The organism is Enterobacter sp. V89_11 (genome assembly GCF_029967775.1).
Taxonomy (GTDB): Bacteria; Pseudomonadota; Gammaproteobacteria; order Enterobacterales; family Enterobacteriaceae; genus Enterobacter; species Enterobacter ludwigii.
This window is the reverse complement of the sequence record NZ_JASCAN010000004.1, coordinates 38,549-57,155: the sequence shown is the minus strand read 5'-3', so window position 1 is coordinate 57,155 and position 18,607 is coordinate 38,549. Positions and strand designations below refer to the sequence as shown.

Below are 18,607 nucleotides of genomic sequence, written 5' to 3'. Positions count from 1 at the left end.
ACTGGAGGTGCCGCCATGTCGTATCGCAGCAAAGTCGCCGTTGTCTATCTGCTGGGCTTTTTTCTTGATTTAATTAATATGTTTATCGCCAGCGTCGCTTTTCCGGCAATGGCTCAGGCGTTCAACGCCACGCCCTCATCGCTTGCCTGGGTCAGTAACGGCTATATTGCCGGTCTGACACTCGTCATCCCCTTCAGCACCCTGCTGACGCGCAGGCTCGGGCCGAAGCATGTGATTCTGCTTTCGCTTTTTCTCTTTAGCGCCGCCTCCGTTGCGGCAGGTTTGTCGTCCTCACTTGAGAGCCTGATTGCCTGGCGAGTGCTGCAGGGCATGGGAGGGGGTTTACTGATCCCGGTCGGACAGGCGCTGACCTGGCAACAGTTTAAACCCCATGAGCGTGCCAGGCTCTCCTCAGCGGTCATGCTGGTTGCATTGCTTGCGCCTGCATGCTCACCCGCCGTGGGGGGAGTGCTGGTTCAGGCCCTCAGCTGGCGATGGATATTTTTTGCCACAACGCCTGTCGCCGCCGTGACGTTTTTCCTGGCCTGCGTGTGGCTTAAGAATGAGAGGGCCCCCGTGAAAGCGAGCAGGCTCTTAAACCTGCCCCTGCTGGCCGACCCGCTGCTGCGTTTTTCCATGCTTGTCTATTTGTGCGTACCCGGCATGTTTATTGGGGTGAACGTCACGGGGATGTATTATCTTCAGAGCGAGGCGCACATGACACCTGCCGCAACGGGGATGCTGATGCTGCCATGGTCTCTGGCCTCGTTTATGGCGATCACCGCGACCGGACGTTATTTTAACCGCGTGGGTCCCCGGCCTCTCATTGTCGTGGGTTGCCTGTTACAGGCGCTGGGCGTTTTACTGCTGCTTAACGTCAACCCGACTACCACAGTGTTGTTACCTGGCGTCGCGTTTACGTTAATGGGCGCGGGCGGCAGTCTTTGCAGCAGTACGGCGCAAAGCAGCGCATTTTTAACGACGGCGCGCGACGATATGCCTGACGCCAGCGCGCTATGGAATCTTAATCGTCAGATCAGTTTTTTTGCCGGGGCATTCCTGCTCTCGCAGGTGCTGAACCTGACACTGGCGTTTTTCACGCCGCTCGCCGCATGGCACTGGATGTTTAGTGTTGCTGCGGCCATCACATTACTGCCCGTCGTGTACGTCTTTCGTCTTAACAACACGCAGGTGCTTTCAGAGGTGCAACAGGAGAAACCATGACCCATTTCGAACAGGACATTATCGACGTTCACATTAAGCTGGAGAACTGGTTGGGTAAGGGCGAAGGGGATGTTGACGCCCTGCTTGCCCACTTTCAGCCGGATTTTATGATGCTCACCCCAGGTGGCGTCCATTTTGACTATAACGCGCTTGTCGGTTTCCTGGACCTTCAGCGCGGCAGCCGTCCTGGTCTGGAGATTGTTCTTGATGAGATAACGACGCTACAGACGTGGGCCAACGGCGCAGTGCTTCACTACCGGGAAACGCAAACTCGCCCGGATCAGCCCGTCAATGTGCGCTGGTCAACCGCCGTGCTCAATCAGAGGGATGGCAAGATAACGTGGCGTTTGCTGCACGAAACGGCACAACCGTAACGCAAAAGAAAAAGGCCCGTCTCACGACGGGCCTTTTTTGATGAAAGATTGCTTATTCGCGGAACAGCGCTTCGATATTCAGACCTTGCCCCTGCAGGATTTCACGCAGGCGACGCAGACCTTCAACCTGAATCTGACGAACACGTTCACGGGTCAGGCCAATTTCGCGGCCGACGTCTTCCAGTGTTGCAGCTTCATACCCCAGTAAACCGAAACGACGTGCCAGCACTTCACGCTGTTTGGCGTTCAGTTCGAACAGCCATTTGACGATGCTCTGTTTCATGTCATCGTCCTGCGTGGTGTCTTCCGGACCGTTGTCTTTTTCATCGGCCAGGATGTCCAGCAGCGCTTTTTCGGAGTCGCCACCCAACGGGGTGTCAACGGAGGTAATGCGCTCGTTGAGACGCAGCATACGGCTTACGTCATCAACCGGTTTATCAAGTTGTTCGGCGATCTCTTCCGCGCTTGGCTCGTGGTCCAGTTTATGGGACAACTCGCGCGCAGTACGCAGATAGACGTTCAACTCTTTGACGATGTGAATCGGCAGGCGAATCGTACGGGTTTGGTTCATAATCGCCCGTTCGATGGTCTGACGAATCCACCAGGTCGCGTAGGTTGAGAAACGGAACCCGCGTTCCGGGTCAAACTTCTCAACTGCGCGGATGAGACCTAAGTTGCCCTCTTCAATCAGATCCAGCAGAGCCAGACCTCGATTGCCGTAACGACGGGCAATTTTCACGACCAGACGCAAGTTACTTTCAATCATGCGACGGCGCGAGGCAACATCACCACGCAAAGCACGACGTGCGAAATAGACTTCTTCTTCGGCCGTTAACAGTGGGGAGTAACCAATCTCCCCAAGGTAAAGCTGAGTCGCGTCCAGTACACGCTGTGTGGCGCCCTGCGATAACAGCTCTTCTTCAGCCAAATCGTTATCACTGGGTTCCTCTTCTACTAAGGCTTTTTCATCAAAAGCCTCTGCTCCGTTCTCATCAAATTCCGCATCTTCATTTAAATCATGAACTTTCAGCGTATTCTGACTCATAAGGTGGCTCCTACCCGTGATCCCTGAACGAGACACCCTGGCTGGCATGCCCCGTCAACTTATCGCTGCGGCAAATACTGCAGCGGGTTTACGGATTTCCCCTTGTAACGAATTTCAAAATGCAAGCGTGTAGAACTGGTGCCGGTGCTACCCATGGTAGCGATTTTTTGCCCCGCCTTAACTTCTTGTTGTTCCCGGACCAGCATTGTGTCGTTATGGGCGTAGGCACTCAGGTAATCATCGTTATGTTTGATGATAATAAGATTACCGTAACCGCGCAGAGCGTTACCGGCATATACAACACGACCGTCTGCGGTCGCGATAATAGCCTGTCCCTTATTCCCTGCGATATCGATCCCTTTATTTCCTCCCTCGGAGGAAGAGAAGTTTTCGATAACCTTGCCGTCAGTTGGCCAGCGCCATGCAGAAATTGGCGAACTGGAGGTCATACTGCTGGCAGTCGGTTCAGTAGAGCTAACCACAGGTGCCGTAGTCGGTGCTGTGACAACAGTCGCAGTCCCTTTATTATTCGGCAACATTTTGTTAGCAGTCTGATCACCTGAATCCTCAGAATACGTAATTACCGGTTGTGAAGCAACCACCGTGGTGGATTTTTGTGCAGGCTTAACGCTGTTATTTTGCGCAGTGACATCGGCCGCTGAAACGGTGTTGCCAGGCGTGAGCGGCGTACCCGTCGCATTGCCCACCTGGAGCGTCTGGCCGACTTCCAGACCATACGGGGCCTGGACGTTATTACGCTGCGCCAGGTCACGGAAATCGTTCCCGGTGATCCACGCAATATAGAACAGCGTGTCGCCGCGTTTTACGGTATAGGTGCTCCCACCGGTATAGCTACCTTTCGGAATGTTCCCATACTGGCGGTTATACACTATGCGGCCATTTTGAGTCTGCACAGGGTGTTCCACTGGCTGAACCTGTGTTGGCTGCGTAACAGGAGGCTGCATTGGCTGAATGGGCGGATTTTGTTGTGCCGCAGCAGTACCCATTTTAGGCGGAGGCGTGATCAACATTCCGCTGGACGTGTTACCCGAGCTGCTGGATCCCCCCACGGAACTGACGGGCGCAGGTGCATTATTAGAACTTGTACAGCCTGCCAGCCAGAGCGAAACCAGTGATAATGCCGCAACACGGCTGATGGTGAATTTAGGGCTTCCCGCGCTCATTTATCCCCCAGGAATGTGTTAACTACCAGTGACTTAAAATTTACCGTGATGACACGAATCTTTCGCGCCACACCATACGCTGAATTTGCCTTAATAACCCTGGATAATTCTGAGTCTCAGGCCAACTCCCCCTTTACCAGAGGAACAAAGCGCACGGCTTCCACGGTATCGATAATAAACTCGCCGCCACGCCGACGAACGCGCTTCAGGAGCTGTTGCTCGTCCCCGACAGGCAGAACAAGAATGCCGCCTTCATCCAGCTGCGATAACAGAGCAGCGGGAATTTCAGGTGGAGCAGCCGTCACGATGATCGCGTCAAACGGGGCGCGTGCCTGCCAACCCTGCCATCCATCACCGTGTCGTGTCGAAACGTTATGTAAATCAAGTTGTTTCAGGCGACGACGCGCCTGCCACTGCAAACCTTTAATACGCTCAACGGAGCAAACATGGTGCACCAGATGCGCCAGGATCGCGGTTTGGTACCCCGACCCGGTGCCAATTTCCAGCACGCGCGAATGGGGCGTGAGCTCCAGCAGCTCCGTCATACGCGCCACCATGTAAGGCTGTGAAATCGTCTGGCCCTGCCCGATAGGCAGCGCCACGTTTTCCCACGCTTTGTGTTCAAACGCCTCGTCTACAAATTTCTCACGCGGCACCTGGGCGAGCGCGTCGAGCACATGCTCGTCGCGGATCCCCTGAGCGCGTAGCTGTTCCAGAAGAGTTTGTACACGTTTGCTTACCATTGCGCGTTCACTCCTGCGCGATCCAGCCAACACGACACCACATCATGCGCACTATACGCGGTTAAATCTACATGCAGCGGCGTAACCGAGACATATCCTTCATCAACGGCGGCAAAGTCGGTATCCGGTCCGGCGTCACACTTGTCGCCAGGAGGACCAATCCAGTAAAGCGTATTGCCGCGCGGATCCTGCTGCGGGATCACCTGGTCAGCCGGGTGTCGGCTTCCGCAACGCGTTACGCGAATGCCTTTGATTTCACTCAACGGCAGATCCGGCACGTTAATATTGAGGATGCGCCCGGTACGCAGCGGCTCGCGATTGAGCGCCCGCAGGAGAGAACAGGTCACCGCTGCCGCCGTGTCGTAGTGCGTGTGGCCGTTTAACGAAACGGCCAGCGCAGGGAACCCCAGATGGCGCCCTTCCATGGCGGCGGCCACGGTTCCGGAGTAAATCACATCGTCGCCAAGATTGGGCCCGGCGTTAATACCGGAGACGACGATGTCCGGGCGCGGGCGCATCAGCGCGTTCACGCCCAGAAAAACGCAGTCGGTCGGCGTGCCCATCTGGACGGCGATATCACCATTTTCAAAGGTAAAGGTGCGAAGCGACGACTCCAGCGTCAGAGAGTTAGACGCTCCACTGCGGTTACGATCGGGTGCCACGACCTGCACTTCCGCAAATTCGCGAAGGTGTTTCGCCAGGGTCTGTATACCCGGCGCATGGATCCCGTCATCGTTACTCAGCAATATTCGCATAATCACCCGACGTGTTGATAAGTTCCCTGACAACACTGGTGGCAAAGCTACCTGCCGGCAGCCAGAAGCGTAACTCGACGGTTACGTCGTCCCACCAGTTCCAGCTCAACTGTTGCGGATAGAGCAGCATCGCACGGCGTGCCGCCTCGACTTTTTCCCGCACCAGCAATGTTTGTAATGCCTGCATATCAGCGACAGCAGACTGCTCAGCAGCCAGCGCATCGCCCTGCGTACCCCAGTCGCCCGTGCCGGGCAAGGCTGCGGTAATCATCAGCGTTTGAGTATCCACGCGCGACTGCACATCGGCCATTTCTTCAGCCGTCGCCACAAACCAGCTCCCGCGTCCCGCTAATTGTAGCGCATCGCCGACAACAACTTGATTCGCGTCCGGTTTTTTCAGCCGTTCGCTCACAATCTGATTAAACAACGCACTGCGGGCCGCCGACAACCAAAAACTGCGTTTATTCCTGTCGCGGACCGGGGCATCGCTTTGCGCCCAGCGCAGTGCGCCGAGCAGGTTGCTGCCGCCGATACCAAAGCGCTGTGCGCCAAAATAGTTTGGTACGCCGCACGCGTTGATAGCGTTCAGGCGTTTTTCCACATCATCACGGTCCGAAATCTCGCGCAGTACCAGCGTAAAATGGTTGCCCTTCAACGCGCCCAGACGCAGTTTGCGCTTATGGCGTGCGTATTCCAGTACCTTACAGCCCTCAAGCTCAAATTTGCTTAAATCAGGCATCGTATTACCCGGCACGCGCGCACAGAGCCACTGTTCGGTGACGGCGTGTTTATCTTTCTGCCCGGCAAAGCTCACTTCGCGGGCATGAATTTTGAGGAATTTTGCCAGCGCATCGGCCACAAAACGGGTATTGCAGCCATTTTTCAGAATGCGTACCAGGATATGTTCGCCTTCGCCATCCGGCGCGAATCCCAGGTCTTCCACCACAACAAAATCTTCAGGGCTGGCTTTCAGCAGCCCGTTCCCCTGCGGTTTACCGTGCAGCCAGGTCAGGTTGTCGAAGTCCGTCATTGGCTTGCCTTCACCAGCAGCGCCACGGCCTCACAGGCAATCCCTTCACCGCGACCGGTAAAGCCCAGTTTCTCTGTCGTCGTCGCTTTGACGTTAACATCATCCATGTGGCAACCGAGATCTTCTGCAATGAACACCCGCATTTGCGGGATATGCGGCAGCATTTTGGGGGCCTGAGCGATGATCGTCACATCCACGTTGCCGAGGGTGTAGCCTTTCGCCTGAATACGACGCCAGGCTTCACGCAGCAGCGCACGGCTGTCCGCGCCTTTGAAGGCCGGGTCAGTGTCCGGGAACAGCTTACCGATATCGCCCAGTGCCGCCGCACCCAGCAATGCATCGGTCAGGGCATGTAATGCTACGTCGCCATCAGAATGCGCAAGCAGCCCTTTTTCATAAGGAATGCGTACGCCGCCAATGATAATTGGGCCTTCTCCGCCAAAGGCGTGTACATCAAAACCGTGTCCAATTCGCATTATGCCTTCTCCTGATGGGTCGAACGGGTAAGATAAAATTCCGCGAGCTGTAAATCTTCCGGACGCGTCACTTTTATATTATCAGCGCGTCCTTCAACCAGCTCAGGATGGAAACCGCAATACTCCAGCGCCGAGGCTTCGTCCGTGATGGTCGCACCTTCTTTAAGCGCACGCGTTAAGCAGTCGTGGAGTAATTCGCGGGGGAAAAATTGGGGGGTCAGCGCGTGCCATAAATCGACGCGCTCAACGGTGTGCGCGATAGCCTGCTTGCCCGGCTCAGCACGCTTCATGGTGTCGCGTACCGGGGCGGCAAGAATACCGCCTACCCGGCTGGTTTCGCTAAGCGCCAGCAGGCGCGCAAGGTCATCCTGACGCAGGCACGGACGGGCAGCGTCATGGACCAGAACCCATGGTGCCTCACCGGCGGCCTGAATGCCCGCCAGCACGGAATCGGCACGCTCGGCGCCGCCGTCAACAACGGTAATCTGCGGATGATTTGCCAGCGGTAACTGCGCGAAACGCGCATCACCCGGGCTGATAGCGATAATCACGCGCGTCACCCGCGGATGCGCCAGCAGCGCCGCCACGGAGTGCTCGAGGATCGTTTTATCGCCAATAGAGAGGTATTGCTTGGGACATTCTGTCTGCATGCGCCGGCCAAAACCCGCAGCCGGCACCACGGCGCATACGTCCGAAAAAGTTACTGCCATGTCGTAATCCTGGGCCTGATTATCGATTGTTTTGTGCTGAGCCCTGATTGCGTTTAGACGCATCCGGAACCAGACGATAAAAAGTTTCGCCCGGCTTAGTCATACTGAGTTCATTGCGTGCGCGTTCCTCAATCGCCTCTTGCCCGCCATTGAGGTCATCAATTTCAGCAAAAAGTTGATCGTTTCGCGCCTTAAGTTTGGCGTTTGTTGCCTGCTGAGCCGCGACGTCATCGCTTACCCGGCTATAGTCGTGCAGTCCGTTTTTACCGAACCACAGCGAATATTGCAGCCAGATCAGCAAAGCCAGCAACAGCAGCGTTAGTTTACCCATCCTGCCCCCTGAAAAACGGCATCATCATCCCAAAACGCCCCCAGATCTCTTTGCCGGGGTAACAGAGATGCCGCAACATCGCGGGCAAATGTACCACATTTTTTCCGCAGAATCGCCTTGCTCAATATCGTCACACAGTTGTTTACGGTTTGAATTATGGCTGAAGTTAGCCCATGAGCCACAAAAATAACAGACCAAACATCAGAACCACCGTCACAATCGTGACCACGGTACTGTAAAGGAGTTTGCCATTAAGCAGCGAGTGCAGCGCAATACCGACGACAACCGCCACAGGCATCAGCGCCAGGAAGAAAGGCCAGGTATAGAGAAAGAAGAACAGCGTATTACCGCCGTAGATAAGAAAAGGGATGCCCAGGGCCAGCAACCACGAGACGAAGCCGACTATGGCCCCAGGAAAGGACCAGGTCGTCTCGTCGTCGGTCGCTAACGGCTCCGACCCGGTGGTAATAATGTAGTTCTCACTGTTGCGCATAGCTGATCCTGTGACCGTGACTCATCGTTCGGGAAGACAGCTCCCGAACGATACCGTCTCAGGATCTGATAATATCGTCCCGTCTGAGCAGGTCTAATAATTGGCTTACTAAATTTGTTACCAATTGTTGACCTTCCAGGTGAATTTCAGGCGATTCAGGCGCTTCGTACACCGAGTCAATGCCGGTGAAGTTTCGCAGCTCTCCCGCACGCGCTTTCTTATACAGCCCTTTGGGATCGCGCGCTTCGCAAATTTCCAGCGGCGTATCGACAAACACTTCGATAAAGCGATCCTGCCCGACGCGCTCGCGCACCATCTGGCGTTCGGCACGATGCGGTGAGATAAACGCGGTCAGTACCACTAACCCGGCATCCGCCATCAGGCTGGCCACTTCCCCCACCCTGCGAATATTCTCTTTACGATCGTCGTCGCTGAAGCCCAAATCGCTGCACAGGCCGTGGCGCACATTGTCGCCATCCAGCAGGTAGGTACTGACCCCCTGCTGGTGTAGCGCCTCTTCCAGCGCGCCCGCTACCGTGGATTTACCAGAGCCGGATAGCCCGGTAAACCACAGTACCACGCCACGATGACCGTGAAGTTTCTCGCGCTGCGCGACGGTGACCGGATGAGGATGCCAGACGACGTTCTCATCATGGGCGGCCATTACTTGCCTCCCAGCAGATCGCGCGCACCCCAGTGCGGGAAGTGCTTACGCACCAGCGCATTCAGCTCCAGCTCAAAAGCGCTGAACTCAGAGGCTACCGTAGCCTGTTCATTTGGCTCACGCACCATACCGGCACCCACGGTCACGTTGGAGAGGCGATCGATAAAGATCAGCCCACCCGTTACCGGGTTCTGCTGGTAGGGATCCAGCACCAGCGGCTCGTCAAAGGTCACGTCGACCAGACCAATGCCGTTCAGCGGCAGCTCGGTGACATCGCGCTGGGTCAGGTTATTGATGTCCACCTGGAACTGGATACCGTCCACGCGGGCACGGGTTTTCTTACCCGCGATTTTAATGTCGTAGCTCTGACCGGCGGTCAGCGGTTGTTCAGCCATCCACACCACATCAACGGAAGCCCCCTGCACCGCTGCCAGCGTCTCCTGAGCGTCCACCAGCAGATCGCCGCGGCTGATATCAATTTCATCTTTCAATACCAGCGTGACCGCTTCACCCGCACCGGCTTGCGGCAGATCGCCATCAAAGGTGACGATACGGCTGATGGTGGATTCCACACCAGACGGCAGAACTTTAACGCGCTGACCGACCGCCACGGTGCCCGACGCGAGAGTGCCGGAGAAACCGCGGAAATCAAGGTTAGGACGGTTAACGTACTGAACCGGGAAGCGCATCGGCTGGGTGTCGACCACGCGCTGGATCTCCACGGTTTCCAGCACTTCGAGCAGCGTCGGGCCGCTATACCACGGCATGTTCGCGCTCTGGGAAGCCACGTTGTCGCCTTCCAGCGCAGAGAGCGGCACAAAGCGAATATCCAGGTTACCCGGCAGCTGTTCAGCAAACGTCAGGTAACTCTGGCGGATCTCATCAAACTTCTCTTCGCTGAAGTTCACCAGATCCATTTTGTTGACCGCCACCACCAGGTGTTTGATCCCCAGCAACGTGGAGATAAAGCTGTGGCGACGAGTCTGATCCAGTACCCCTTTACGGGCGTCAATCAGCAGGATCGCCAGTTCACAGGTAGACGCACCGGTCGCCATGTTACGGGTGTACTGCTCATGCCCCGGGGTGTCGGCAATAATAAATTTGCGCTTCTCGGTGGAGAAATAGCGATACGCCACATCAATGGTGATGCCCTGCTCGCGCTCGGCCTGCAGGCCGTCCACCAGCAGCGCCAGGTCGAGTTTTTCGCCCTGGGTACCATGACGTTTACTGTCGTTGTGCAGGGACGAGAGCTGATCTTCGTAAATCTGACGCGTATCGTGCAGCAGACGGCCGATCAGCGTGCTTTTCCCGTCATCGACGCTGCCGCAGGTCAAAAAGCGCAGCAGGCTTTTGTGTTGTTGCGCGTGCAGATAAGCTTCTACGCCGCCTTCATTGGCAATTTGTTGAGCAATGGTCGTGTTCATGGCGGCTCCTTAGAAATAACCCTGACGTTTCTTCAGCTCCATGGAGCCTGCCTGGTCGCGGTCAATCACGCGGCCCTGTCGCTCACTGGTGGTCGACACCAGCATCTCTTCAATGATCTCCGGCAGCGTCTGCGCACTGGACTCCACGGCACCGGTCAATGGCCAGCAGCCGAGGGTACGGAAACGCACCATCTGCTTTTTGATCACTTCGCCTGGCTGCAGGTCGATGCGATCGTCATCGATCATCATCAGCATGCCGTCACGCTCCAGCACCGGACGTTCAGCGGCCAGGTACAGCGGCACGATCTCGATATTTTCCAGATAGATGTACTGCCAGATATCCAGCTCGGTCCAGTTGGAGAGCGGGAACACGCGAATGCTTTCGCCCTTGTTGATCTGGCCGTTGTAGTTATGCCACAGCTCCGGACGCTGGTTTTTTGGATCCCAGCGGTGGAAGCGGTCGCGGAAAGAGTAGATACGCTCTTTCGCACGGGATTTTTCTTCGTCACGGCGTGCGCCGCCGAAGGCCGCGTCAAAACCGTATTTGTTCAGCGCCTGCTTCAGCCCTTCGGTTTTCATGATGTCAGTGTGTTTGGCACTACCGTGCACGAACGGGTTAATACCCATCGCCACCCCTTCCGGGTTTTTATGCACCAGCAGTTCGCAGCCGTAGGCTTTTGCCGTACGGTCGCGGAATTCATACATTTCACGGAATTTCCAGCCGGTATCAACGTGCAGCAGCGGGAACGGCAGCGTACCCGGGTAAAACGCTTTACGCGCCAGGTGTAGCATCACGCTGGAATCTTTACCGATGGAATACATCATCACCGGGTTAGAGAATTCGGCTGCCACTTCGCGGATAATATGGATACTTTCCGCTTCGAGCTGCCGCAGGTGAGTAAGTCGTTTTTGGTCCATAACCGTTCCTTAAGCCAGATTCACCACAGAGGAGCCAAACCCCTCTGAGTCTGTTGTATGTTGAAACCAGGCGAGTGTGCTGTGCAGGTGCACCACTTCCCCTACCACGATAAGCGCGGGCATAGGGGCCTCTTTCGCCAGGGTGGCAAGATCCTGTAGCGTACCGATAGCCACATGCTGATCGACGCGCGTGCCGCGAGAAATCACGGCGACCGGCGTGGTTGCCTCTCGACCGTGTTGAAGAAGTTGTTCACTGATGTCCGCCGCCTTCATCGTGCCCATATAGATAGCCAGCGTCTGACGACTCTGGGCCAGATGCGACCAGTCAAACGGGGTGCTGTCCGCCTTGTAATGGCCCGTGACAAAGGTCACGCTCTGGGCGTAATCGCGGTGAGTAAGCGGTATACCGGCGTAGGCCGTCACTGCGGAAGCCGCCGTGATACCCGGGACGACCTGGAACGGCACGCCCGCTTCAGCCGCCGCCTGCAGCTCTTCCCCGCCGCGACCAAAGATAAACGGGTCGCCACCTTTAAGCCGCACCACCGTTTTGCCCGCTTTTGCCGCCGCCACCAGCATCTGGTTGGTGTCATGCTGCGGTACAGAGTGCTCGCCCGCCCGTTTGCCAACGCAGATTTGTTCTGCGTCACGGCGAATCAATTCGCGCACCCCGTCGGTGACCAGATGGTCGTAGAACACCACATCGGCATCCTGAAGCACCTGCAGGCCGCGCAGGGTCAGCAGCCCGGCATCACCCGGCCCCGCACCGACCAGAATGATCTCGCCGCCGCTACTGCCAGGGTTATCCAGCTCATCTTCGAGGATCTGCTGCGCCGCCGTTTCATTCCCGGCATGCATCAGGCTGGCAAAACGACCGCGGAACACGCGCTCCCAAAAGCGACGGCGTTCCGTCACGCTGGTCAGGCGCGTTTTCAGATGGTTACGCCAGAAGCTCGCTTTCTCCGCCATTCGCCCAAGGCTGGTAGGCAAAAGCGCTTCGATTTTTTCCCGCAGCACGCGTGCCAGCACCGGCGCGGTCCCGCCGGAGGAGATGGCCACCAGCAATGGCGAACGGTCAACAATCGACGGGAAGATAAACGAACACAGCGGCCGATCGTCCACCACGTTCACCAGACGGTGACGGGCCTGAGCCGCCTCTGAAATACGGCGGTTGAGCTCGCGGTTGTCGGTTGCCGCAATCACCAGCACCACGGTGTCGATTTGCGACTCGTCGAAATCCGCCTCGTCGACTACCCGTACCTGCGCCCCCGCTCGCTGCAGAAACGCGATTTTGCGATCGGCAACCTCACCGGTGCCGACTACCAGCACAGGTCTGTCTTTTATCGCGGCAAAAAGGGGCAGATAGTCCACAAGCTACAACTCACTAACAACAAGGAATAGTGGGACTATAGGGGGCGGCTTAGATCGAATGAAATTACGAATTGGAATGAGTAGTTACTCAATGGAATAACGCCGTGGAAAAGCAAAGATCAAAAAGTGCTTAACACGCGAATTTTCGGGCATTTAAGAGCAATTCAAATTGTGTATGGTCGATCACAGTTTCATACTAGGCGGGTTAAAATTTTGCTCTGTTTTTAAGGACTCACTATGTTTTCCGCAACGCGCCACCGTATCGCTGCCCTGGCGCTCGGCGTTTGCTTTATCCTTCCGGCCCAGGCAAAAAATCAGCCCTATGGTGAAATCGCGAATATGCAGGCGCGGCATATTGCGACCGTCTTTCCGGGTCGTATGACCGGCACGCCAGCGGAAATGCTTTCCGCCGATTATATTCGCCAGCAATTTGCTGACATGGGATACCAGAGCGATATCCGATCGTTTCACAGCCGCTACGTCTATACCTCGCGCAATAAAACAAAAAACTGGCATAACGTGACCGGCAGTACGGTCATTGCGGCGCATGAAGGTAGCGCGGCGGAACAGATCATTATCATGGCGCACCTGGACACCTACGCGCCAATGAGCGACGCCGATACCGACAATAATCTCGGCGGGCTGACGTTACAGGGGCTGGACGATAACGCGGCGGGTCTGGGCGTGATGCTCGAACTGGCAGAGCGAATGAAAGACATTCCAACCCAATACGGGATCCGTTTCGTTGCTACCAGCGGTGAAGAAGAGGGAAAACTTGGCGCGGAGAATCTCCTGAAACGCATGAGTGCCGAGGAGAGGAAAAATACGCTGCTGGTGATTAACCTCGATAACCTTATCGTCGGCGATAAGCTCTATTTCAACAGCGGACAGAGTACGCCGGGTACCGTGCGTAAACTGACGCGCGACCGCGCGCTGGCAATCGCCCGCAGCCATGGGGTGTATGCCACCAGCAACCCGGGCGGGAATCCCGATTATCCTCGCGGAACCGGCTGCTGTAATGATGGTGAAGTGTTCGATAAAGCGGGCATTCCTGTTCTGTACGTGGAAGCCACTAACTGGATGCTGGGTAAGAAAGACGGTTATCAGCAGCGGGTGAAATCGAAGGCTTTCCCGGACGGGACGAGCTGGCATAACGTGCTGCTGGATAATCAGCAGCATATTGATAGCGCACTGCCGCAGCGGATTGAACACCGCAGTCGGGATGTGGTTAAAGTGATGCTGCTGCTGGTGAAAGAGCTGGCAAAAGCAGGGAAAGCGTAGAACAGAACATGTCCCTCACCCTTTGTAAGAGGGTGAGGGACAAGGGAACAGAATTTACCCTTCGTGCAATCCGCACTCGCGCTTAAGTCCAAAGAATCGCGTCTCTTCTTCCGCCATGCCCGGTTCCCATTTACGCGTGGTATGGGTATCGCCCACGGACAGATAACCCTGGTCCCAGAGCGGGTGGTATTTCAGTCCGTGTTTTTGCAGGTACTGGTAAACCGTACGGTTATCCCAGTCGATGATCGGCAGCACTTTAAACACCCCGAGCTGAACCGCCAGCACCGGGAGCGTGGCGCGACTTCCGGACTGCTCGCGGCGTAACCCCGCAAACCAGGTCTGCGCGTTAAGCTCTTTCAGCGCCCGGTTCATCGGCTCGACCTTGTTGATCTCATTGTATTTCTCAATGCCCTCAACACCCTGTTCCCACAGCTTGCCATACCGCGCCTCCTGCCAGGCCGCGCTTTGCTCCGCGCGGTAGACTTTCAGGTTCAGCCCGAGCTTGTCCGTCAGCTCATCGATAAACTGGTAGGTTTCCGGGAACAGGTAGCCGGTATCGGTCAGGATCACCGGAATGTCCGGACGAATCTGGTTCACCAGATGCAAACTCACCGCAGCCTGAATACCAAAACTTGACGAGAGCACATAATCACCCGGCAGGTTTTCCAGGGCCCATGCCACGCGGCCTTCGGCGTCGAGCTTTTCAAGCTGCGCATTGGTTTCTGCCAGCGCCAGAATGCGATCGACTTTTGGCAGTTCATTTAGGGCGTTTAGATCGAGTACGGACATAATTACCTCTCGTGTTTACTCCCAGAAATCCCTTGCGGGATCGAGCACCGGGCGAATAATGCCCGCACGCACCGTAAAGTCGCCGAAGCCTTCACCCGCTTCGCGCTCTTTCGCCCAGCGCCCGACAAGCTCGTCGATAGAATCAAGAATTTCCGGCTCGGTGATGTTCTCACGGAACATGCGCGGAATACGCGTTCCGATACGGTTGCCGCCGAGGTGCAGGTTATAGCGACCCGGCGCTTTACCCACCAGACCCAGCTCGGCCAGCATCGCACGGCCACAGCCGTTCGGGCAGCCGGTGACACGCATAACAATATGCTCGTCCGGAATACCGTGTTTTTCCAGAATAGCTTCCACCTTATCGGTGAATGACGGCAGGAAACGCTCTGCTTCCGCCATCGCCAGCGGGCAGGTCGGGAACGACACGCAGGCCATTGAGTTTTCACGCTGCGGCTTCACCGCGTCCATCAACCCATGGTCGCGCGCCAGTTTCTCAATCTTCGCTTTCTGGCTTTCCGGCACGCCGGCAACGATCAGGTTCTGGTTAGCGGTGATACGGAATTCACCTTTATGGATCTTCGCAATTTCCAGCAGACCGGTTTTCAGCGGGCGGCCCGGATAATCAAGAATACGGCCGTTTTCAATAAACAGCGTCAGGTGCCATTTATTGTCGATGCCTTTAACCCAGCCAATACGATCGCCACGTCCCGTAAATTCATACGGACGGATCGGCTCAAACTTAATCCCCGCGCGACGCTCCACTTCCGCTTTGAACGTCTCTACGCCCACGCGCTCCAGGGTGTATTTGGTTTTCGCGTTTTTACGGTCCGTACGGTTACCCCAGTCGCGCTGCGTGGTGACAACCGCTTCAGCCACGGCCAGCGTGTGCTCCAGCGGCAGGAAACCAAACTCGCTTGCGGTACGGGCATAGGTTTTCTTGTTACCGTGTTCGATGGAGAGACCGCCGCCCACCAGCAGGTTAAAGCCCACCAGCTTGCCATTTTCGGCAATCGCCACGAAGTTCATGTCGTTGGCGTGCAGATCGATATCGTTCTGCGGCGGGATCACCACGGTGGTTTTGAACTTACGCGGCAGATAGGTCTGGCCGAGGATCGGTTCTTCGTCGGTGGTGGCCACTTTTTCCTGATCGAGCCAGATCTCCGCATAGGCGCGGGTGCGTGGCAGCAGGTGCTCAGAGATCTTCTTCGCCCACTCATAGGCTTCGGCGTGCAGCTCGGACTCGTACGGGTTCGAGGTGCAGAGCACGTTACGGTTCATGTCGTTAGCCGTGGCCAGCGCGTCCAGCCCGACAGAGTGCAGCATCTGGTGTACCGGCTTCACGTTCTTCTTCAGAATGCCGTGGAACTGGAAGGTCTGACGGTTGGTCAGACGGATGCTGCCATAAAGGGTATTTTCACCCGCAAACTTATCGATCGCCTGCCACTGTTTCGTGGTGATCACCCCGCCCGGAAGACGGCAGCGCAGCAGCATCGCATGACGCGGCTCCAGCTTCTGTTCTGCACGTTCGGCGCGGATATCACGGTCGTCCTGCTGATACATACCGTGGAAACGGATCAGCAGAAAGTTGTCGCCTTTAAAGCCGCCGGTGAGACCATCATTCAGATCTTCAGCAATGGTGCCGCGCAGATAGTTGCTTTCCAGCTTCATGCGCTCGGCGTCTGTCAGTTTACCTTCGACCACCAGTGGCCCTGGATGTTTTTCGCTCATTAGTAGACATCTCGCTGATAACGGCGCTCAACGCGCAGCTCACTTAAAAATTCATCCGCCGTTTCGGCATCCATACCGCCGAATTCGGCAATCACTTCCAGCAATGCCTGCTCAACGTCTTTCGCCATGCGATTGGCGTCGCCGCAGACATAAATGTGGGCACCGTCATTGATCCAGCGCCACAGCTCTGCGCCCTGTTCGCGCAGTTTGTCTTGTACGTATACTTTTTCTTGCTGATCGCGGGACCAGGCCAGGTCGATGCGCGTCAGGACGCCTTCTTTGACGTAACGCTGCCACTCAACCTGGTAGAGGAAATCTTCCGTAAAGTGCGGGTTGCCGAAGAACAACCAGTTTTTACCCGGCGCCTCATCTGCAGCGCGCTGCTGCATAAAGGCGCGGAATGGCGCAATACCGGTACCCGGCCCAATCATGATGACCGGAGTTTCCGGGTTCGCAGGCAGACGGAAGTTGTCGTTGTGCTCGATAAACACGCGCACTTCACCGTCTTCCTCCACGCGATCGGCCAGGAAGCTTGATGCCCCGCCCGCACGGGCACGGCCTTCGATGTCATAACGCACCACGCCCACGGTGATATGCACTTCGCTCTCCACTTCGGCCTGCGAAGAGGCAATGGAGTAGAGGCGCGGCGTCAGCGGACGCAGCAGGCCGATTAGCGCATCCGCATCCAGCTGTGCCGGAGAGAAACGCACCATATCGACAATCGGCGTCGTCGCGGCGTAATGCTGCAGCTTCGCCTTATCCCCCACCAGAGGCAGCAGCGATTCACTGCGCGTTAAGGTGGCGTAATTTTCAACGATGTTTGGCGTGTTGACCGTCAGCTCGAAATGCCACTGCAGCGCCTCAGAGAGCGGCTGCGTGTTACCGTCGACGGTGACAGGCTCATCGCCTTTCAGCCACAGCAGTTCGACCAGCTCTTTAACCAGCGCCGGATCGTTCTGGTACCAGATCCCAAGTGCATCGCCCGGCTGGTAACGCAGACCGGAATCACCGAGATCGATTTCAATATGCCGCACGTCTTTCTCAGAGGCGCGACCGGTAATTTTCTGATTAACTGCCAGGCTCGCTGCCAGCGGTGCCTCTTTGGTATACGGGCTGGTGTGAATATCATTGACTGCACCCGCCGCGGTGACGGCAGCCTGCGCTGGCGTCTCTTTCGGCACGCGTGCTTTCAGCACGTCAACGATGCGCGCACGCCATTCAGCGGCTGCGGTCTGGTATTCCACATCCGCATCAACGCGGTCCAGCAGGCGCTCAGCGCCCAGTTCCGCCAGTTTGCTGTCGAAATCTTTACCGGACTGGCAGAAAAATTCGTAGGAGGTGTCACCCAGGCCAAACACGGCAAACGCCGTCCCGTTCAGTTTTGGGGCTTTTTTCGAGAACAGGAACTTATGCAGGGCCACCGCTTCTTCAGCCGGCTCACCCTCACCCTGGGTTGAAGCCACCACCACCAGCAGTTTTTCGGACGCGATCTGTTTGAATTTATAGTCCCCGGCGTTCACCAGGTTCACGTTCAGTTTGGCGGCCAGCAGGTCGTCGCGCAGCGCTTCGGCCACACGGCGAGCATTACCCGTCTGCGAGGCAGAAATCAGCGTAATCGCCGGAATTTCTACCGCAGTTGCCGGTGCAGCAGCCACAGCGCCCGGTTGCTGGTTAAGCATTCCCCAGAAATAGCCGGAGACCCAGGCAAGCTGGGTGGGAGAAAAATCAGAGGTGGCAGCCTGAAGGCGCGCCAGTTGCTCCGGGTTCAGGGGAAGCAAATTTGAAGGTGGGGCCTGTGTTGTCATGCGTCGTTATGTTCCAGTAGCCAAGCGGACTTTAAGCGAATAAATCCAAACTGAAGATAAGGTTAACGGCGAGGATAATAACAATTAAAGAAGGGATGGAAATAATAAATAACCAAATGGACTAACCTGTTTTAGTTATCGTTCTTAACGATAAAAACGATTAACCAACCCATTGAAATTTAATCATAAAACAGTAGTCCTTTCTCGTATGCACCACGTTGCGGCAACAGAGCCGTTTTAGTTAATGATAAAAATTGTGCTTTCC

Annotated in this window: 19 protein-coding genes; 3 read left to right on the top strand and 16 right to left on the bottom strand. The window is 56.1% G+C overall.

The genetic code is table 11. From position 1 onward, the window contains the following. Positions 1-15: 15 nt before the first annotated feature. Both QLG09_RS04150 and QLG09_RS04145 read left to right on the top strand, forming a co-directional pair. Entirely contained in the window at positions 16-1,224 is a 1,209-nt protein-coding gene (locus QLG09_RS04150; protein ID WP_049022832.1) for an MFS transporter, read from the top strand. Continuing rightward, entirely contained in the window at positions 1,221-1,598 is a 378-nt protein-coding gene (locus tag QLG09_RS04145; RefSeq protein ID WP_049022833.1) for a DUF4440 domain-containing protein, read from the top strand. Before QLG09_RS04150 ends, QLG09_RS04145 begins: the two co-directional genes overlap by 4 nt. A gap of 52 nt (positions 1,599-1,650) precedes the next feature. On the opposite strand, the gene rpoS is transcribed toward QLG09_RS04145, so the two are convergent. The 13 genes from rpoS to cysG all read right to left on the bottom strand — a co-directional run bounded on the left by rpoS (position 1,651) and on the right by cysG (position 12,730). Further along, on the bottom strand, positions 1,651-2,643 hold the full coding sequence (gene rpoS / locus QLG09_RS04140; protein WP_013098493.1) for an RNA polymerase sigma factor RpoS: 993 nt from the start codon (positions 2,641-2,643) through the stop codon (positions 1,651-1,653). Between the two features lie 59 nt (positions 2,644-2,702). Beyond that, complete coding sequence (gene nlpD / locus QLG09_RS04135; RefSeq protein WP_020883821.1) at positions 2,703-3,827, bottom strand: murein hydrolase activator NlpD; 1,125 nt, start codon at positions 3,825-3,827, stop codon at positions 2,703-2,705. Positions 3,828-3,943: 116 nt separating this feature from the next. Beyond that, positions 3,944-4,570, bottom strand: coding sequence for a protein-L-isoaspartate(D-aspartate) O-methyltransferase (locus tag QLG09_RS04130; protein ID WP_020883820.1), 627 nt, complete (start codon positions 4,568-4,570; stop codon positions 3,944-3,946). Further along, positions 4,564-5,325: a 5'/3'-nucleotidase SurE gene (gene surE / locus QLG09_RS04125; protein WP_047743520.1), complete on the bottom strand. Its 762-nt coding sequence runs from the start codon at positions 5,323-5,325 to the stop codon at positions 4,564-4,566. The genes QLG09_RS04130 and surE overlap by 7 nt, the downstream gene beginning before the upstream one ends. Continuing rightward, a complete protein-coding gene (gene truD, locus QLG09_RS04120) occupies positions 5,306-6,355 on the bottom strand; it encodes a tRNA pseudouridine(13) synthase TruD (RefSeq protein WP_014171393.1) in 1,050 nt (349 codons plus the stop codon). The genes surE and truD overlap by 20 nt, the downstream gene beginning before the upstream one ends. Continuing rightward, a complete protein-coding gene (ispF, locus tag QLG09_RS04115; RefSeq protein WP_014171394.1) occupies positions 6,352-6,831 on the bottom strand; it encodes a 2-C-methyl-D-erythritol 2,4-cyclodiphosphate synthase in 480 nt (159 codons plus the stop codon). The genes truD and ispF overlap by 4 nt, the downstream gene beginning before the upstream one ends. Next, positions 6,831-7,541, bottom strand: a complete 711-nt coding sequence (gene ispD / locus QLG09_RS04110) for a 2-C-methyl-D-erythritol 4-phosphate cytidylyltransferase (protein ID WP_282488745.1) — start codon at positions 7,539-7,541, stop codon at positions 6,831-6,833. The genes ispF and ispD overlap by 1 nt, the downstream gene beginning before the upstream one ends. 19 nt (positions 7,542-7,560) lie before the next feature. Further along, the gene (gene ftsB, locus QLG09_RS04105; protein WP_008499609.1) at positions 7,561-7,872 is read right to left on the bottom strand and encodes a cell division protein FtsB; all 312 of its coding nucleotides are present in this window, start codon (positions 7,870-7,872) and stop codon (positions 7,561-7,563) included. 166 nt (positions 7,873-8,038) lie between these two features. After that, complete coding sequence (locus QLG09_RS04100; RefSeq protein WP_014171396.1) at positions 8,039-8,365, bottom strand: DUF3561 family protein; 327 nt, start codon at positions 8,363-8,365, stop codon at positions 8,039-8,041. Positions 8,366-8,423: 58 nt separating this feature from the next. Further along, positions 8,424-9,029, bottom strand: coding sequence for an adenylyl-sulfate kinase (gene cysC, locus QLG09_RS04095; protein ID WP_014171397.1), 606 nt, complete (start codon positions 9,027-9,029; stop codon positions 8,424-8,426). Beyond that, complete coding sequence (gene cysN / locus QLG09_RS04090) at positions 9,029-10,453, bottom strand: sulfate adenylyltransferase subunit CysN (protein ID WP_014171398.1); 1,425 nt, start codon at positions 10,451-10,453, stop codon at positions 9,029-9,031. Before cysN ends, cysC begins: the two co-directional genes overlap by 1 nt. A gap of 9 nt (positions 10,454-10,462) precedes the next feature. Continuing rightward, complete coding sequence (gene cysD, locus QLG09_RS04085; protein WP_006811770.1) at positions 10,463-11,371, bottom strand: sulfate adenylyltransferase subunit CysD; 909 nt, start codon at positions 11,369-11,371, stop codon at positions 10,463-10,465. A 9-nt stretch (positions 11,372-11,380) separates the two neighbouring features. Further along, entirely contained in the window at positions 11,381-12,730 is a 1,350-nt protein-coding gene (gene cysG, locus QLG09_RS04080) for a siroheme synthase CysG (RefSeq protein WP_282488756.1), read from the bottom strand. 246 nt (positions 12,731-12,976) lie between these two features. Here cysG and QLG09_RS04075 point away from each other — a divergent pair, with 246 nt between their 5' ends. After that, entirely contained in the window at positions 12,977-14,020 is a 1,044-nt protein-coding gene (locus QLG09_RS04075) for an aminopeptidase (protein WP_049022836.1), read from the top strand. 54 nt (positions 14,021-14,074) lie between these two features. Here the strand turns inward: QLG09_RS04075 and cysH are convergent, their stop codons facing one another. Genes cysH through cysJ form a run of 3 tightly spaced genes read right to left on the bottom strand, consistent with a single transcriptional unit; the run spans position 14,075 to position 18,342 of the window. Further along, on the bottom strand, positions 14,075-14,809 hold the full coding sequence (gene cysH, locus QLG09_RS04070; RefSeq protein ID WP_282488744.1) for a phosphoadenosine phosphosulfate reductase: 735 nt from the start codon (positions 14,807-14,809) through the stop codon (positions 14,075-14,077). Positions 14,810-14,824: 15 nt separating this feature from the next. Then, positions 14,825-16,537: an assimilatory sulfite reductase (NADPH) hemoprotein subunit gene (cysI, locus tag QLG09_RS04065; protein WP_014171402.1), complete on the bottom strand. Its 1,713-nt coding sequence runs from the start codon at positions 16,535-16,537 to the stop codon at positions 14,825-14,827. Beyond that, entirely contained in the window at positions 16,537-18,342 is a 1,806-nt protein-coding gene (gene cysJ / locus QLG09_RS04060) for an NADPH-dependent assimilatory sulfite reductase flavoprotein subunit (protein WP_020883811.1), read from the bottom strand. The genes cysI and cysJ overlap by 1 nt, the downstream gene beginning before the upstream one ends. Positions 18,343-18,607 lie beyond the last annotated feature (265 nt).

What these genes read in the sequence shown, in the direction of transcription:
- QLG09_RS04150 (WP_049022832.1), top strand. Translation starts at nt 16, where the DNA reads ATGTCGTATCGCAGCAAAGTCGCCGTTGTCTATCTGCTGGGCTTTTTT.
- QLG09_RS04145 (WP_049022833.1), top strand. Translation starts at nt 1,221, where the DNA reads ATGACCCATTTCGAACAGGACATTATCGACGTTCACATTAAGCTGGAG.
- rpoS (WP_013098493.1), bottom strand. Translation starts at nt 2,643, where the DNA reads ATGAGTCAGAATACGCTGAAAGTTCATGATTTAAATGAAGATGCGGAA.
- nlpD (WP_020883821.1), bottom strand. Translation starts at nt 3,827, where the DNA reads ATGAGCGCGGGAAGCCCTAAATTCACCATCAGCCGTGTTGCGGCATTA.
- QLG09_RS04130 (WP_020883820.1), bottom strand. Translation starts at nt 4,570, where the DNA reads ATGGTAAGCAAACGTGTACAAACTCTTCTGGAACAGCTACGCGCTCAG.
- surE (WP_047743520.1), bottom strand. Translation starts at nt 5,325, where the DNA reads ATGCGAATATTGCTGAGTAACGATGACGGGATCCATGCGCCGGGTATA.
- truD (WP_014171393.1), bottom strand. Translation starts at nt 6,355, where the DNA reads ATGACGGACTTCGACAACCTGACCTGGCTGCACGGTAAACCGCAGGGG.
- ispF (WP_014171394.1), bottom strand. Translation starts at nt 6,831, where the DNA reads ATGCGAATTGGACACGGTTTTGATGTACACGCCTTTGGCGGAGAAGGC.
- ispD (WP_282488745.1), bottom strand. Translation starts at nt 7,541, where the DNA reads ATGGCAGTAACTTTTTCGGACGTATGCGCCGTGGTGCCGGCTGCGGGT.
- ftsB (WP_008499609.1), bottom strand. Translation starts at nt 7,872, where the DNA reads ATGGGTAAACTAACGCTGCTGTTGCTGGCTTTGCTGATCTGGCTGCAA.
- QLG09_RS04100 (WP_014171396.1), bottom strand. Translation starts at nt 8,365, where the DNA reads ATGCGCAACAGTGAGAACTACATTATTACCACCGGGTCGGAGCCGTTA.
- cysC (WP_014171397.1), bottom strand. Translation starts at nt 9,029, where the DNA reads ATGGCCGCCCATGATGAGAACGTCGTCTGGCATCCTCATCCGGTCACC.
- cysN (WP_014171398.1), bottom strand. Translation starts at nt 10,453, where the DNA reads ATGAACACGACCATTGCTCAACAAATTGCCAATGAAGGCGGCGTAGAA.
- cysD (WP_006811770.1), bottom strand. Translation starts at nt 11,371, where the DNA reads ATGGACCAAAAACGACTTACTCACCTGCGGCAGCTCGAAGCGGAAAGT.
- QLG09_RS04075 (WP_049022836.1), top strand. Translation starts at nt 12,977, where the DNA reads ATGTTTTCCGCAACGCGCCACCGTATCGCTGCCCTGGCGCTCGGCGTT.
- cysH (WP_282488744.1), bottom strand. Translation starts at nt 14,809, where the DNA reads ATGTCCGTACTCGATCTAAACGCCCTAAATGAACTGCCAAAAGTCGAT.
- cysI (WP_014171402.1), bottom strand. Translation starts at nt 16,537, where the DNA reads ATGAGCGAAAAACATCCAGGGCCACTGGTGGTCGAAGGTAAACTGACA.
- cysJ (WP_020883811.1), bottom strand. Translation starts at nt 18,342, where the DNA reads ATGACAACACAGGCCCCACCTTCAAATTTGCTTCCCCTGAACCCGGAG.